The following is a 15,632-nucleotide window of genomic DNA, read 5'->3' on the forward strand; positions in this document are numbered from 1 at the left end:
CTGGCATCGATATCGCTTTTAATGAAAGATTCTAATTGGGCTATTTCTTTTTCTCTATCTTTTTGTTGCATTTGTAAGTTATCCATTTTTAATTGTCACAATCAAGTATTGCATATAATTGTATTACAATCATGATAATGATTTAGGATTGCTATATCAGTAGCATACTAAAAGCTGAAGGTCGATCTAATTTGTAGCTTTCAAAAAAGTCAATTCGGTGATTTGTGGCGCGGATCACTGACGTTTTAAAAAAAGGCGATTAGGGTCAGTATATATATTTGTTGTTTGGCGATCGCTTGGATATTTTATCAGACCAGCGATCGCGGCACGGTATTGTCGATCGATTTGTAAAATATCGGTCAAATCTAAGGCGATCGCTCCTTAGTTAAAAAAGCCGTTTCTGAAGCCAACACACCTAGTACCAGACTGCTGGATACTTTACCCACTTTAAATTCTAAAACCGAGTCCTATGCAACCAAAGCCTAACCTTAACCTATACTCATCCTTGGCGCATCTCCCCTGGCTGAAGAAAAGCTACACTGCCAAAATTATGATGGTTGCATTTTTAGGCACGCACGTTCCTTTGCTAACCTTAATGGTCTGGTTTCTTACCTCAAATGCTTACTCTGTAGAGACATCAGTCCGGGTTCTGCTGATTGCTCTGCTGGCGACATTAGCTGGTACGGCAGCAACGCTTTTTACCCTACGTTACCTCCTGGTTCCGGTAATCTTAACCTCGGAGGCTCTACAAAACTACCTCGATACAAAAACATTGCCGAACTTACCCACAGAGTTTGCTGATGAAATCGGTACGCTGATGGCAAATTCCTCACAAACGCTTTACAAACTAGATGAATTGATTGATTACATTACCCACTACGATAAACTGACTGGATTGCCAAATCGTGACTTATTCTGCGATCGCCTGAATCAAACCCGATCCCAAAATCACTCATCCCTGGTCGCAGTTCTGGTATTGGGTATCGATGATTTGACAGCGATGCGCCATGCGTTGGAGCCTGGGATATCTGACTTACTAATTAGAGCCGTTTCCCAACGGCTGGTACAGTGCATGGATCGGTCAGATCTCTTGGCGCGTTTGGGCGATGGTGAGTTTGCGATCGCTCGCAGCGAACTCCCCTCGCTGGAGAGTGTGGTCAAGCTATCCCAACTGCTGCTGAGTACGCTAGCAAAACCTTTCTCTATAGAGGGCCAACCGATCCACCTCACCGCCAGTCTTGGCATTACATTGAACCATTTAGAAAATACCAATTCTGCAGAGCAACTTCTTCAGCAAGCTCACTTCGCACTTCATCAGGCAAAGCAGCAAGGGCAGAGTCACTATCAATTTTATTCACCCGAAATGAACGTTGAGTTACAGGAGCGACTGATCCTAGAAAATAGCCTGCGCGGAGCGCTGGAGCGTAACGAACTACTGGTTTACTATCAACCGCTGATCGACCTCGACAGCGGACAGGTGACAGCAACGGAGGCGCTGGTTCGCTGGCAGCATTCTACAGAGGGTTTAGTCTCTCCGGCAAAATTTATTCCGATCGCCGAAGCCAATGGCGAGATCGTGCCCATTGGTGAATGGGTCTTGCGAACGGCTTGCGCTCAAACCCGTCGCTGGCAACTGGCTGGGATGCCAGCGCTGCGGATTTCGGTGAATCTGTCGGCTCGACAATTTGAGCAGGCGAATCTGGTTGAGATGGTTCGCCAAATTTTGGCCCAGACCGAACTCGAAGCTGCGTATTTAGAATTGGAAGTGACTGAAACTGCCTTGATGACTGACATTGAGCGATCGGTCAAAACCTTATTGCAACTGCGACAACTTGGCGTGTCCCTCGCCCTAGACGACTTTGGCACAGGTTATTCTTCCCTCAACTACCTGCAACGGTTTCCGGTTAATATGCTCAAGATCGATCGATCGTTTGTCCGAGATGTACTGTCTAATCCGAACAGCGCCACCATTACTGATGCCATCATTGCTCTGGCAAAAAGTCTGCGGTTAACGATCACCGCAGAAGGCATTGAAACCAAGGAGCAGCGTGACTACCTGCAAGCGCGAGGCTGCGATGAAGGTCAAGGGTTTTACTTCAGTCGCCCTGCTAACGCTGAAACGATCGCCAAACTGCTAAACGAGTCGTTTCAGTCTGATGCAGCATCTATGGCTCTTGCCACCCACTTTTAAGCTAAACCATTGGCTTTCACTGGTAATGCGATCGTAAGCTCAGTATCCATGCCTGCGGTTGAGTTGAATGCGATCTGGCGCACGCTGCAATTTGAAGATGGTTCTCCCGTCCTATAGCGATCAACTAAGCTTATGCTTAACTCAAATTACTAATAGGCTGTTTTTCTCTACAAGTACGGAAGAACCATTTGAGAAGCTCTCTAATTTCACTTAAATATTACCTTCGGCAATACTTTAAATCTTTACTTACAAAGGAGCAATCATGGAACCTAATATGCAACCTCAAAAACCCGTTCAAGCCGCCGTTGAAGACTTGCAAAAAAAGCGTCCTCGTCGTTCCGGCAGGCGAGAGAGGTTTTTCGATGCCCTCAAGGAAAAATATCCCAATTTTCACATTTTCTACGTGTTTTTCAACATCATTGCTATCTGGACTGGCTCTTTCACTATATTGGACTCATGGGCTGGTGGAGAAAATTTGTTAGAAACACGCGCCCCTGAATTTTCTCCAGAAGTTATTCTGCACTATCTTAGTTTGTTAGCGCTTGGCCTGATAATGCTTCTCTTAGACGACCTATCCTTGAAGGAGTTGCTATTTGGGAGAAAAACTCCTTCAGAAAAACCTTTCGAGGCTATGAATTTTAGGGAGAAAGTATTTCATCGCTTCAAAAATAACTATCCCGGCTTGTCTACTATTTATACTCTCATTGCAATCATCTTATGTTGGTGCGGTGTCTGGGGTTTCTTTTACACAATTCCCATGCAACCATTTTTGCGTGCCGTAATATCAGTGTTCGGTGGTTTCTTCTTGCTTTATATTGACGATCTGAAGCTGGACGAACTTTAGGGTTTTAGGGTAATAATTGACTGGTGAGAACCCCCTCAAAAGCCATACCTGTGGCGTATTTACACAAATCGCAGCTCAAAAAAGATGGGGTCGAAATTGTTAAGTGGCCCCATCTAATAATTATGTTCCCTCAATTTTACGCCTAGCGATCTAGAAAAACAACTTAAATCGGCAGAATACCTGACCCTCAAAATTCGGGTAAGTAGTCGGACATAAATAAACAATGCTGTGTAAAGAAAGATTAAACAGGTAAACAGTCAACAGTGTCAACCATTAATAAAAACAGAAGATGCAAGCTGACTTTGACTGACACCCTGCACGATTCCCAAATAATTATTGCCCGACTTAATCGCCGTAGAAGCGATGCTTGCCCCTCCATCCAACTGCAAACTCACAGCTTCAAAAGTCAAGTTTGCAAACCCGATACCGTCAGTCAAACCAATGTTATCCCCGATCGCAAAATCGGTAATCACATCCGCACCAATTAAAGTAGACGAAGCAGACAAACCTCCTGCTAAAATAAACGTATCATTTCCAGCGCCGCCGATCAGAATATCTTGACCGCGATCGCCCGCCAACAAATCTTCGCCGTTACCGCCAATCAAGATATCATCTTCTTTACCGCCGCGAATAGTATCGTTACCGTCCGATCCGATTAGCCGATCGTTATCGTTGTTGCCGCTGATAAAATCATTGCCAACACCCCCATCAATTGAATCCGACTCTTTGCCGCCCGATAAGCTGTCATTGCCACCTGCGCCATTAATTGTATCCGCACCTTGCATCCCATTAATGCTATCAACACCTTCTCCCCCGGTGATATTGTCTTTGCCGGAAAGGGCAAAAATTGGCAATCCCGCAGCATTTGTCGGTATTTGAGTATCGGCACTATCTGATAGGAAATAATTGCCGCCGCTGGCTGTATTTTTGGGTGCTGTCGTCGGGCTGCCGTCCCCTGTCGCATTGGGTATGGGCGAAATAATCGATACCAATGTGTTGGGAGTTGGTGTGGGAGTTGGTGTGGGAGTTGGTGTGGGTGCGGGATTGACGCTACCGTCAAGAGAAGTCGCAAAAACTTGCGTCCAATAGTGATTCCAATTTTCAGTGCCAGTATCGTCGGCTAAGAAATAGTAACCGATGCCAATTTCTTTGAGATTGGGGTTAAGAATGTTAGCCCGGTGGCCGTCGCTGTTCATCCACGAGGATACAACTTGTTCGGGTGTAGAAGATCCCGCAGCGATGTTTTCTGCTGCCGCTGAAAATTGATAGCCCGTTGCAGTAACCCGACTGGTGAATGACGAACCATCTTTTCCGGTATGGGAAAAGAAGTCTTGCAGTGCCATGTTTTGGCTGTGATTTTCCGCCGCATTTAGTAACTGAGTATTTAAGGTTAGCGGGGACAAACCTAATTTACTGCGTTCGATGTTGGTAAGTTCTAAAACTCTATAAATAAAGTTTGGATTGGTTGGAGTTGGTGCGACTTGAGAGGCCGATCGCTCTCCTGTTAAAATGTCCGAGGACTGAGAACCAGAATTTTGTAGTTGTTCAAGCATGGGGATGATAAACACTTTTAAGAGTGGGTTTTGCTGGTAGATTGCTTGCCCTCTTAACGATAGTTTCCCCGATCGCTAGCTGGTTGGGTACAATTCAATAATTGTGTTAATCCCTGCCGCTGCTTTATCTATTTTGATTATAGCTGTTGTCAAAGTGCCGATGTCAAGATCCCGGCTGTGGTTGAGAAAGGGAAGAGTGCGATCGACTTTGAGGAGAGTTTACAGGAAATTAGCGATCGCCCGTGGCATCAAGACAATTTTAGATTCGAGATTTGAGATTTTTCCTGATTAGTAAGGTTTGCGGTGCGCACCCAGCCCGCTGGCTAGCGGGCTAGAAACCCGGTTTCTACGAGTTTGGCGGACTGTCACGAGAAATATAGGAAGAAACCGGGTTTTTGAATTCTGTGTGCGATGGCGAACGGAATTTTTAGTAGAATCCTCAGAAAAAATTCTAAATTAATTCAAAATTCACACCTCAAAACTCACAACTTTAAAATATTCTCTTTTCCGGCTCTAGCTTCCTGAGCCACTTGCTCAACCTCATCTTTGGCGAGAATTTCCAAAGCTGTCTCTGCTTCTGCACCGCCCAACCGCCCGAGAGCTTGGGCGACTCTGTAACGGATCTGCCAATCTGCATTGGAAGCGTAGGGAAGCAGCAGCGGCAGCCCGCGTTTATCTCCCAATTCACCTAATGCGCTGATCGCAATGGTTTGGATCAATTCGTTTTCAGAAGAGAGGGCATTTTCTAACATCGGAAAGGCTTTCGGATCTCCCATTTCTCCCAAAGCCGCAACGATGCTGAGCTGCACCAGCCATTCAGATGTACTGCTGTAAACTTTCTGCAAATCTTCTAAAGCATCGCTTAATTTCAATGCGCCCAAAGCATCGGCTGCTGCTGCTTGCACGTCGGGTTCGGGGTCGTTGTTCAGGCTGTTACGCAGTACCTCTAAAGCGTTCGGCAGATTCTGCGTGCCGAGGGTTGATATTTGGCTGACTGCTGCGTAGCGAACCCGGACGTTTTTATCGCCGATCGCAATTTGAATCAGTTTATAGGCGATCGCGGGATCTAGTTGCCGCAGTTGGTTGACTGCTCGCAGCCTTTCGCCAAAATCCTCGGAATTCAGCAATTGTTCGACAGACTCAGGGGTAATGCTCATCGGATTTTAGATTTTAGATTTTAGATTTTAGATTTGGTAATTGGTAATTGCCAAAAGCGAGCGAGATTGAAACAGCGATAGACTCGTTTTCTGATGCAGTCCTGGAACTGCAAAAGTTAATTAAGATTCGGCCGCCATCGCTCGAATAATATCTCCCCTAGTGAGGATGCCGATTACTTTGCCGGCAGTATCAAGCACCGGCAATCGGTGGATGCTGCGATCGTGCATCAGTTTTGCAGCTTCTTGGAGAGATTTGTCGGGATCGATGGTAACTGGCTCTGTACTCATCGCTTCTCCTACTGTTTGTCCTAAAGCCTTGTGGAGCTCTCGCTCGTAACGAGATGGATTTTCCAAATAAATCACGCTGTCGAGCACCATGATATAAGCGGGCGGAGTTACGCCGCTTTCCCGCCACATCAAGTCGGTTTCGGAGATGACTCCTACCAACAAGTTATTCTCATCTACGACGGGAAGACCGCTAATGCGTCGATCGGCTAAAATTTTAATCGCTTCGTTCAAGGGCATTTCGGGTCGCGCCAAAATCGGCTCGCGGCTCATTACATCGGCTACTGTTTTTGGCATGATTAGCGGTTGATTGAGTTGTTGCTCTAAATCGATCATATAGGGAAAGCGTGACACAGACTGAAGAAAGGCAGCTCTGCTGAAAGGATTGGTTTGAAGGTAGAAGGAAGGAAAAAGTTTGAGTACCAGAATTTTGCTACTTTTTTCGATCGCACTGTAAAATTCTGCCCTTTGCCTCCCTCGGGCGAGCCATCTGCCTGACAAGATTGTTAAGATATATTAAAGAGCCGATAAATCCTTACCAATGCCAGAATCTCCAGCCCGAGAACCAGACTCCCAACCAGAACCGCGCTGTGTATTGGTTTGCCAGTATCAATCTTGCCTGAAAAATGGTTCAGCAGCAGTGCTAGCTGCTTTTGAAGCTCAACAAGTTGCAGGGGTAACAGTTGAGGCCAGTAGCTGTCAGGGACAGTGCAACACTGGCCCGACTGTGCGAGTTACCCCAGACGAAATTTGGTATTGTCGAGTTAAACCGAGTGATGTACCGTTGATTGTGGAAGAACACCTCAAAGAGGGAAAACCTGTAGAGGCGCTGTTCAATCCGAGAATTCATGCCCGTTATTATTATTAGTATTGACTTGATTCGGTCAAACTTCTCAGCTCTGGCGCATCTAATTTTAATAGTTATTGTTATGGGACTTGCACTTTGAAAATCAAAGGAATTGCGCTTAGTTTGTTAGTCCTAATTCTGGGGCGTCCGTCGGCGGTTGCGGCTCAAACGCAGACGGTTGCTGGGGATATTTGTCCGGGGGAATTGGGGGCACAAGTAGATGCGATCGCCAACCGTCCCGAATTTAGCCGATCGCGCTGGGGCATTTTGATTCAACCTCTATCTTCTACTGCTACTCTCTACAGCCGCGACGCCCAAAAATATTTTATTCCAGCATCAAATGTCAAGCTGCTAACCACAGCCGCTGCTTTGCAGAAACTCGGTGCAGATTTTCGGATTAAGACATCGGTTTACAGCGGCGAAAATGGAAGTTTGTACGTTGCGGGCAGGGGAGATCCGAGCATTGCTGAGCCTCAGTTGAAATCCTTGGCGCAGCAGTTGAAGCAGCGGGGAATCAGTCAAGTTAACGAGTTGATTGGCGATGACAGCTATTTTCAAGGCAGTGCAGTCAATGCGAATTGGGAATGGGAAGACGCGCAAGCAGGCTATGGAGCGCCGATTAACAGTTTAATTTTCAATCAAAACGCGATCGAACTTCTCTTGTCCCCGCAGGATATCGGGCAACCTCTGAAAGTTACTTTTGCCGAACCTAAGCTGGCAAATCAGTGGCAAATTCAGAACAATTCAGTAACAGTCGCTCAAAGCGAATCTGAGTTTATTGAAGTTGGCAGGGAGTTCGATCGACCTGTAATTCGAGTTAGCGGACAGTTGAAAGTTGGTGCAGAATCAGAACCAGCTTATGTCGCCGTTGTCAACCCCGCTAATAATTTTTTGCAGCATTTTCAGCAAGTCCTGGCGGCTGAGGGAATTCCTGTTAAACAGGCTTTCGTTGCATCTGAGCCTCGCAATTTTAATCAAGAATTAGCGACGGTTGAATCGCCATCGCTGACGGAATTGGTGAAAGAAACTAATCGAGAAAGCAACAATCTTTATGCAGAAGTTTTATTGAGGTTGCTGGGAAAAGTTACAGACAAGATGCCCCTGCCACAAACACTCACAGGCAAGATGCCTGTGCCACAAGAGGATACAGGTGAAATCGGTTTGAAAGAGTTAAAAACAGCTTTAACTCAATTAGGAGTAAATCCCAACAGCTACATATTAACCGACGGTTCCGGCTTGTCTCGGCACAATTTAATTAGTCCAGAAGCCTTGGTGCAAACTTTGAGATTTATGGCCAATTCACCTGCTGCATCTATTTACCGCCAGTCACTGCCGATCGCGGGCGAGAACGGCACTTTAAAAAATCGCTTAAATATTACACCAAACCGCGTAGTTTTGCAAGCAAAAACAGGAACTTTGAGCGGAGTTTCGGCGCTGTCGGGATATATCGAAGTTCCGAATTACGAGCCGCTGGTGTTTAGCATTATCGTCAATCAATCTGACCTATCGGCTGCAAAAATGCGATCCGCAACTGACGAAATTGTGCTATTATTGAATCGCCTGCGCCGCTGTTAAAACAACAAATTTAAGGTGAGAAAGTTAAGATTAGTAATTACACCTAAAAAACAGAACACCCAAAAACCCTACAAGTTTTAAGTTTAATTAGATTGCAGCGGCGGGACTCGAAAAGCAGCTACAATAAAAGCAGAAACATTAAAACCATTGGGCAGTTTCAGCCTGCTACCAGTCGGCGGGTTCTGTACTTCCCCAAAATAAGTCTAACTTTCCAACTATGAATTCTTTCGATTCCGAACAGCAACACATTTTTGTCGAAACCAACAACATCCGCCTGCACTGTGTTTCTCAAGGAGAAGGCGATCTCGTTCTGCTCCTGCACGGGTTTCCAGAGTTTTGGTACTCTTGGCGCCATCAAATCCCTGCGTTAGCGCGTCATTTCAAGGTTGTGGTGCCGGATTTGCGGGGCTACAACGATTCCGACAAACCGACAAGCGGCTATGATTTAGATACGCTGAGCGCCGATATTCGCGGTTTGATCGATCGGCTCGGCTATACAAAAGCTCACATTGTCGGTCATGATTGCGGAGGTGCGATCGCGTGGCACTTAGCTCAAAAATTCCCCGAAAAGCTCAACCGCTTGGCAATTTTAAACGCTCCGCACCCGCAGCGATTCGTGCAGGAAATGGCGAGCAATTTAGATCAAATCCGCCGCAGTTGGTACGTTTTGGCTTTTCAGGTTCCCGGCATTCCCGAATGGTTGATCCGGCAAAACTTGAAAGATTTTGTGAAAAATGTTTTTCAAGGACAAGCTGTTCGCAAAGGAGCTTTTAGCGCTGAGGAAACTAAGATTTATCAGACTGCTTTAGAAAAGCCGGGAGTGTTAGCGGCGGCGATGAATTATTACCAGCAGATGTTTCACCCGCAGCGGCTTTGGCATTGGGGACAGAAATTAGAACCTGTGACAGTGCCTACTTTGGTACTTTGGGGAGAAGAAGATGCGTTTTTGAGCCACAAACTTGTAGAAGGTTTAGACCGGTTAATTACGGCTCCGTTTAAGTTAAAATTAGTTCCTAACTGCGGTCACTGGATTCAGCAGGAAGCACCGCAAACGGTGAATCGAGAATTGCTGAGTTTTCTGAGAAATTCTTCTCCTTCTTTGGCTTTGGCATAGAAAAAATTAACGCTTGCAAATAAGAACGGGCAAGATGCCCGTTCCACAAGAAGATTGAATTTTTGTGGAACGGGCATCTTGCCCGTTCTTGATATCTGACACATTCAACTGTTTGTTAATCCCAGAGCAAATTTTCTTGGATCAGCAGTGCAATCATTGCAGTTCTGGAACAAACACCGAGTTTGATAAAAATCCGCCTTACGTAAGTAGCAACCGTCCAGTGACTGATATTTAAATTTTTGGCAATACATTTGTTTGGCAGACCTTGGGCTACTAATTGCGCGATCGCTCTTTCCCGTGGACTCAGGCTAATTTCCGGTTTGTCACTTGTGCTTTGCATACTTTTGCAATGAGGTAACGAGTTAAAATCTAATCAATTAAGGGTTGAATTCCGAGTTTTTCTCGAACTTGAGATAAAGGAGTTTCCCAATCAGATGCAACATCCCAGTCTATTAGCCGAGTGGCTAGTTTTCCGTGTTTTAAGCCTTTGATAATTTGTCCGATCGCGCATTTGCCACCGATCAGTCCAACTAACACTAAAATCGCACAGGAAGGACGAAATACTTGAGCGCGAGTAAACGCTTGAAGTACAAATTCATCTTCTGTTGAAGCTGAAAGACCGGTCAGAACGTGCCAAACGTCGTGGTTTCGCTGAATCCAGTCTCCCGATGCGATCGGCTCAAAGCCTTGTTCGTCCAAAAACCGCGCCACTTCGCACCCTAATGTTCCTGCTGGCAGTTGGCGCAATTTTTCCAAGTCTATTTCAAAAGGTCGATCGCTCTCAATTTGAGGATTAATTGTTCGAGCCATCTTTAATATAGCTTCTAATTGACCGTCAGCCATGATTGATTCTCCCTTCAACAATAATTTAAGTTTCGGGCAAATTAATTGGTGTTTGTCAAGTTCATTTTTGCGCTGAATCAAGACGACTTTTTTTACCTACTCAGCTTAGAAACCGTACTTTCTGTCACAGCAATTGACTTTCAGGAGCTTTTACATTTCTTTACAAACAGCCTCAGAGGTAAAATCTGCCAGTTGTCAAAATCGGGCTAGTGTTAGTTACCGCAACTTGACCCGCCGGGAAGTAACCGTAAAATCCACAGTATCTAGCGGTGATTGGAACTCCCTTACTTACGTATATAAATTTATTCTGCTGCTCATTATTGGAACCTGCAATGAGTCAGAAGTTGAACCGTGTAAACCAAGCGATGCGGGTGCTAGCAAGTGAAGAGAGTTGAAAGAACCTGAAGTAAGGTGAAGTTATGCAAAGTTGATGCTGGGGATGCTCCGCGCCTAGGGTCAGACGAGTGCGCAGTCGCTCAAATGAGTGTCACTCATTTAAGCGACTGGTGAAGTATTTGAATACTAGGTATAATAAAGTATAAATTTATAAAAGGTATTGCCATGAAACAACTTAATATTTGGTTTTATGCAGGAGTTTTGTCATTAATTTGGTGCAGTGCTGCTAGCGCTACCACTTATGTTGATCCCAACGGTCAAACTACTTTAAACCTGTCAGAAAAAGGGAACAATCGCAGCAGTTTTTACTTGACAAAAGTAGGCAATCGGGAATTTTTGGGCAATATTAAAGTTACCCGTTCCGAAGGAGCAGCAGGCTCTTATTATTACAGCGGAACTTTCAAAGACAGTGCGAGTGGCCCTGGAAAAAAAATTGTTTGTTCTGGAGATATTACCATTGTCACGCGTCAAGTTGGAAGGAGCAGCCAATTGGGAGCCGAAGTTACTTGGAAGGTGAAAGCAGGAGAAAATTGTTCTTCTGTGGGCAAGACAGTTAAAGTAAATTTAGTCGAAGCTTTACCGCGTGCTAATGCAAGTGGCGACTATACTTCTAGCAATGCTAATACTTGGTTGACTGAAACTGCTGGTTCTGGAACTTGGCCATTGTGGCGAATCACGTCACGGGATGGAAAACTCAACTGTCGCCAGACGCCAAACGGAGCAATTAAACAAGTTTACAGCGCGAACAAAGATAAAATTTTCGGTGAACTCAGGGGAACAAATGCAATTAAAATTGAGAAAGGTCAACCCTGGCTCCTGACAACAAATGGCTGTTATGTGCGCGCTAATTCTCAATACATTCAGCCAATTTCTTTGCCACAGTAAGTGACAAAAGTGATAAATAAACTGCTGCTCATCTCAAAGCCCTACTTCTTAAAGAAAGAAGTGAGGCTGCTGGGTTTTCTGTTGTTTTAACTTGTTCTAATTAAAACTTTATTTGCGATTTAGTGACCGAGCAGCATAGCTTCTTCTGCCAAATCTTTGCTTTGAATAACCTTCGGTTCCTTCAGGATAAAAATACAAAGGAAGCACACAATTACAGCAGCAATTCCGAGTACCTCAAAGAAGCTGCGGTTGCCTGCAACTGTTTGGGGCAGAAAGCTATAAAGGGTGGCGTAAATTACAGATCCGACACTGCCGTAAGCACCGATTTTGTTTTGCCAGTGGGTGTGGGCTTAACTATTTTTCTGCACGACAAATATGCTCAGAAGCGCTCTGCGACTCTCAACCAGCAGATAGAAGTTTTAGAGATTTCCTTCAACCAAACTCCTCAACATTAAACGTGAAATACTCTTATTTTAGAACCCCGACTTCTTCGATGAAGTCGGGGTTCTTTGTATTCTCTCAAATGCTTTATATCGTTTCCGGTTGCACCGGAATTATATAGAGGACACGGCAATGCCGTGTCCCTACCGCGATTAATTGTAGGGACACGGCATTGCACTCACGGTCTCGAAAGCTGTGGGTAATATTAATTCCGATGCTACCGCATTTGATATTACCCCTACATCTTAAAAAAACAGAATAAACAGAGCCCCGACTTCTTTAAAAAGTCCGGGCTCTAACAGCTATGGGATTTATTGACTAAAAGATTTAAATTTCTTCCAGATCCTCTACATCTTCTACATTATCTAGATCTTCTACATTGTCTAGATCTTCTACATCCTCATCATCATTGTCAACAGGAGCGACAGAATTAGCAGAAACCACAGCACCAGTCTCAAGTTTCTTTTTAACTAGCTCCTCAATTTCATTTTTGAAGTCGGTATTTTTCTCCATGTGTTGGATCACTTTGTCTCGTCCTTGAGCTATGTTCTCGCCGTTATAGCTATACCAAGAACCTTTTTTCATAATTACTCCCATTTCGTCGGCCAAGTCAGTCAGACAGCCTAAAGTAGAAATGCCTTTGCCAAATACAATGTCAAATTCGGCAATGCGGAAAGGCGGAGCAACTTTATTTTTAGCAACTTTAACTTTCGTGCGGTTGCCGTATTCTTCTGTGCCTTTTTTCAAGCTTTGAATCCGGCGAATGTCGAGCCGCACGCTGGCGTAGAATTTGAGTGCGTTGCCGCCGGTTGTTGTTTCCGGGTTGCCGTAAGTTATGCCGATTTTCTGCCGCAGTTGGTTGAGGAAAATGACGGTACAGCCGGATTTGCCGATATTGCCGGTGATTTTCCGTAAAGCTTGGCTCATCAATCGGGCTTGCAAACCCATGTGAGAGTCGCCCATGTCGCCTTCAATTTCGGCGCGGGGGACGAGGGCGGCTACGGAGTCAATGACTACGATATCGACGGCGACGGAACGCACGAGTTGATCGACAATTTCTAGGCCCATTTCGCCGGTATCCGGCTGGGAAACTAATAGATTTTCAATATCGACGCCTAAAGCTGAGGCGTAGGTGGGATCGAGCGCGTGTTCGGCATCGACGAAGGCTGCGATACCGCCGGATTTTTGGACTTCGGCGATCGCGTGGAGGGCTAGAGTGGTTTTACCGGAACTTTCCGGCCCGTAAATTTCAATGACTCGGCCTTTTGGCAAACCGCCGCCCAAAGCAATGTCCAGTGTCAGGGCTCCGGTGGGAATGGTTTCTACCCTCATGCGAGTGGAGTCTCCCAATCGGACGATCGCCCCTTTGCCAAAGCTGCGCTCGATTTGGGACAGTACGGAAGTTAGGGCTTTTTGCTTTTCTGAGTTTTCAGTGGAAGTTTTTATAGACGTTTCTTTTTTTGCCATTTGCGGTATGCGGGTAGACCCCTTGCGGAGCTTGTTGATTAACTGTACAACACGTATGTTAGCAGTTATTTTTGGGGTCTGGAGGTTCTGGGAGGATCTGCTTGAAGATTCTTGATTTTGGGGGTGGTTCAGCCTGAGCCAGCTTTCACAAGGGTCGGATCTAGAAGGTATTCGGCATCCGGCAGAGGGTAGAATTATTGTCTGTTGGGGTATGTACTGGGTATCGATCGCTCTCGGAGTGAGGTTTAAGATGGTCTACAGTGCCAAATTCCGTGAAGCGTAGCTATCCCGCAGGGAATCGCCACAATTAGGACAAGCATGGGATCTAAAACACATCAAGACACATCTGTTAATACCAAAAATTCCCGCTGGCTGATGAGCTTATTGGCGATCGGCATTTTACTAGGTATCGGATTTCGGTTCTTCGAGATCGATCGCAAACTTTACTGGCACGACGAAGCTTACACATCAATCCGCGCTGCTGGTTTCACACGCCAAGAAATCGACGACAAACTATTCCAAAACCGGATTGTTCCCGCACCAGAATTGCAAAAATATCAGCGGATTAAACCGGGAAGTACAGAAGCCGATACAATTCGTTCTTTAGCACTAGAAGACCCGCAGCATCCGCCTTTATACTTTCTCGTGGCTCGTTGGTGGATGCAGCAATTTGGCAGTTCTCTAACAGCATCCCGCACTTTGCCAGCACTATTGAGTTTGCTGTCGCTGCCTTTGATGTACGCTTTAGCTCAGGAACTTTTTGCCTCGAATTTGGCGGCGTTATTAGCAACAGCACTTTTGGCTTTATCTCCCTTTGACATATTGTTTGCTCAGACAGCAAGGCAGTACAGTTTGCTGACAGCTACAGTTATGGGCAGCAGTTGGCTGCTGCTGAGAGCAGTGCGGTTGCAGGGTTGGCAAAACTGGGCGTGTTACTCGCTGGCGATCGCCATTGGTTTCTACACTCACCCTTTCTTCAGTTTAACTCTCATCGGACACGGAGTTTTTATAATTGCTTACTGGTTGTTTGTCAAAAAAAGAGAATTGGAAGGTCACGTAACTAATTCCCTATTTTTTCTAGCAGTAATAGCAGCTTTAATATTGTATTTTCCCTGGATTTACGTGCTGACAACCAACCTGGAACGAGCATCAGCTACGACAGATTGGACGCGAGTATCTCCTGGTTTGCTGTATCTTGTCAAATTGTGGGCGCTCAGCTTTACAGCATTATTTTTTGACTTCGACTTAGGCTTTGATAATATCTGGACTTATGTGCTGAGATTGCCATTTTTGCTGTTAATGGCCGCAGCGATTTACAAAATCTGCCGCTGGACTAGCAGTTCAACTTGGCTGTTTATTTTAACATCAATCTTTGTACCTTTTTCGATCCTGGCGTTACCGGATATAATCTTAGGCGGCAAACGTTCCGCCGTCAGTCGCTATCTGATTTCCTGCTTTCCGGGAGTGCAGCTAGCAGTTGCTTACTTGCTCGCAAGTAACGTGAAAACTCAGGAGCGGTTTTGGCAAGTTATTTTAGCCTTGGTATTTACAGCAAGTATAGCATCCTGTACGGTCAGCGCTTTTTCTGATACTTGGTGGAGCAAAGACTTGAGTTATTTTAATGCTGAAGTTGCGAAAATTATTAACAAAGAGGCGATAGCTAACCGATCGATTAAAGATACAATTGTAATTAGCGATCGCGGTAACGATTTTACTAACATGGGAGATTTGCTTTCTCTGAGTTATTTGCTTGACAAAGACGTGCGGCTGATGCTGCTGAGCCAGTCGCCAGATATGGAGATGCTGAACAAATATTCGGCTCCCCTTGTATTCCGCCCTTCGGAAAAATTGCGATCGGCACTCAAGCAAAATCAACGCCGCTTAGAGCCAATATTGGAGTATGCCAAACTTTTTCGAGTGCGGCGAGCTTCTTAGAGCAGCTTGACAGAAATGGACGATCGTCCCCGGTAGGGTACGTCAGCCGATTTTAGATTGTAGATTTTAGATTGTAGATTTATTCCACAGATGAATCTG

At 45.4% G+C, this 15,632-nt stretch carries 15 protein-coding genes; 9 read left to right on the forward strand and 6 right to left on the reverse strand.

The genetic code is table 11. The annotated features are described in order from the left end of the window. Positions 1 to 550: 550 nt before the first annotated feature. Together QUA13_RS19095 and QUA13_RS19100 are read left to right on the forward strand one after the other, a co-directional pair. Entirely contained in the window at positions 551 to 2,191 is a 1,641-nt protein-coding gene (locus QUA13_RS19095) for a bifunctional diguanylate cyclase/phosphodiesterase (RefSeq protein WP_333200973.1), read from the forward strand. Between the two features lie 262 nt (positions 2,192 to 2,453). Continuing rightward, complete coding sequence (locus QUA13_RS19100; RefSeq protein WP_333200974.1) at positions 2,454 to 3,035, forward strand: hypothetical protein; 582 nt, start codon at positions 2,454 to 2,456, stop codon at positions 3,033 to 3,035. Positions 3,036 to 3,301: 266 nt separating this feature from the next. On the opposite strand, the gene QUA13_RS19105 is transcribed toward QUA13_RS19100, so the two are convergent. Beyond that, positions 3,302 to 4,588, reverse strand: coding sequence for a CAP domain-containing protein (locus QUA13_RS19105; protein ID WP_333200976.1), 1,287 nt, complete (start codon positions 4,586 to 4,588; stop codon positions 3,302 to 3,304). Positions 4,589 to 4,691: 103 nt separating this feature from the next. Between QUA13_RS19105 and QUA13_RS19110 the strand changes: the two genes are divergently transcribed. Continuing rightward, complete coding sequence (locus tag QUA13_RS19110) at positions 4,692 to 4,880, forward strand: hypothetical protein (protein WP_333200978.1); 189 nt, start codon at positions 4,692 to 4,694, stop codon at positions 4,878 to 4,880. A 190-nt stretch (positions 4,881 to 5,070) separates the two neighbouring features. Here the strand turns inward: QUA13_RS19110 and nblB are convergent, their stop codons facing one another. After that, positions 5,071 to 5,745, reverse strand: coding sequence for a phycobilisome degradation protein NblB (nblB, locus tag QUA13_RS19115; RefSeq protein WP_333200979.1), 675 nt, complete (start codon positions 5,743 to 5,745; stop codon positions 5,071 to 5,073). Positions 5,746 to 5,865: 120 nt separating this feature from the next. Then, a complete protein-coding gene (locus QUA13_RS19120) occupies positions 5,866 to 6,327 on the reverse strand; it encodes a CBS domain-containing protein (protein ID WP_333201031.1) in 462 nt (153 codons plus the stop codon). Between the two features lie 244 nt (positions 6,328 to 6,571). Here QUA13_RS19120 and QUA13_RS19125 point away from each other — a divergent pair, with 244 nt between their 5' ends. From QUA13_RS19125 to QUA13_RS19135, 3 genes are all read left to right on the forward strand, one after another. Then, a complete protein-coding gene (locus QUA13_RS19125) occupies positions 6,572 to 6,898 on the forward strand; it encodes a (2Fe-2S) ferredoxin domain-containing protein (protein ID WP_333200981.1) in 327 nt (108 codons plus the stop codon). A gap of 75 nt (positions 6,899 to 6,973) precedes the next feature. Continuing rightward, on the forward strand, positions 6,974 to 8,452 hold the full coding sequence (dacB, locus tag QUA13_RS19130; RefSeq protein WP_333200983.1) for a D-alanyl-D-alanine carboxypeptidase/D-alanyl-D-alanine endopeptidase: 1,479 nt from the start codon (positions 6,974 to 6,976) through the stop codon (positions 8,450 to 8,452). Between the two features lie 217 nt (positions 8,453 to 8,669). Then, positions 8,670 to 9,566: an alpha/beta hydrolase gene (locus tag QUA13_RS19135; protein ID WP_333189111.1), complete on the forward strand. Its 897-nt coding sequence runs from the start codon at positions 8,670 to 8,672 to the stop codon at positions 9,564 to 9,566. 115 nt (positions 9,567 to 9,681) lie between these two features. Here QUA13_RS19135 and QUA13_RS19140 read toward each other — a convergent pair whose 3' ends face one another. After that, positions 9,682 to 9,906, reverse strand: a complete 225-nt coding sequence (locus QUA13_RS19140) for a response regulator transcription factor (RefSeq protein ID WP_172191715.1) — start codon at positions 9,904 to 9,906, stop codon at positions 9,682 to 9,684. Positions 9,907 to 9,935: 29 nt separating this feature from the next. Next, a complete protein-coding gene (locus QUA13_RS19145; protein ID WP_333200985.1) occupies positions 9,936 to 10,409 on the reverse strand; it encodes a Coq4 family protein in 474 nt (157 codons plus the stop codon). A gap of 561 nt (positions 10,410 to 10,970) precedes the next feature. On the opposite strand from QUA13_RS19145, the gene QUA13_RS19150 reads away from it, so the two are divergent. Both QUA13_RS19150 and QUA13_RS19155 read left to right on the forward strand, forming a co-directional pair. Continuing rightward, complete coding sequence (locus QUA13_RS19150) at positions 10,971 to 11,690, forward strand: hypothetical protein (protein WP_333200987.1); 720 nt, start codon at positions 10,971 to 10,973, stop codon at positions 11,688 to 11,690. A gap of 161 nt (positions 11,691 to 11,851) precedes the next feature. Next, complete coding sequence (locus QUA13_RS19155) at positions 11,852 to 12,145, forward strand: hypothetical protein (protein WP_333200989.1); 294 nt, start codon at positions 11,852 to 11,854, stop codon at positions 12,143 to 12,145. 313 nt (positions 12,146 to 12,458) lie between these two features. Here QUA13_RS19155 and recA read toward each other — a convergent pair whose 3' ends face one another. Next, the gene (recA, locus tag QUA13_RS19160) at positions 12,459 to 13,598 is read right to left on the reverse strand and encodes a recombinase RecA (RefSeq protein ID WP_333189115.1); all 1,140 of its coding nucleotides are present in this window, start codon (positions 13,596 to 13,598) and stop codon (positions 12,459 to 12,461) included. A gap of 318 nt (positions 13,599 to 13,916) precedes the next feature. Between recA and QUA13_RS19165 the strand changes: the two genes are divergently transcribed. After that, positions 13,917 to 15,533: a glycosyltransferase family 39 protein gene (locus QUA13_RS19165; RefSeq protein WP_333200991.1), complete on the forward strand. Its 1,617-nt coding sequence runs from the start codon at positions 13,917 to 13,919 to the stop codon at positions 15,531 to 15,533. The last annotated feature ends 99 nt before the right edge of the window (positions 15,534 to 15,632 follow it).

This window comes from Microcoleus sp. S28C3 (genome assembly GCF_036700785.1).
In the GTDB taxonomy this organism is placed as follows: Bacteria; Cyanobacteriota; Cyanobacteriia; order Cyanobacteriales; family Microcoleaceae; genus Microcoleus; species Microcoleus asticus.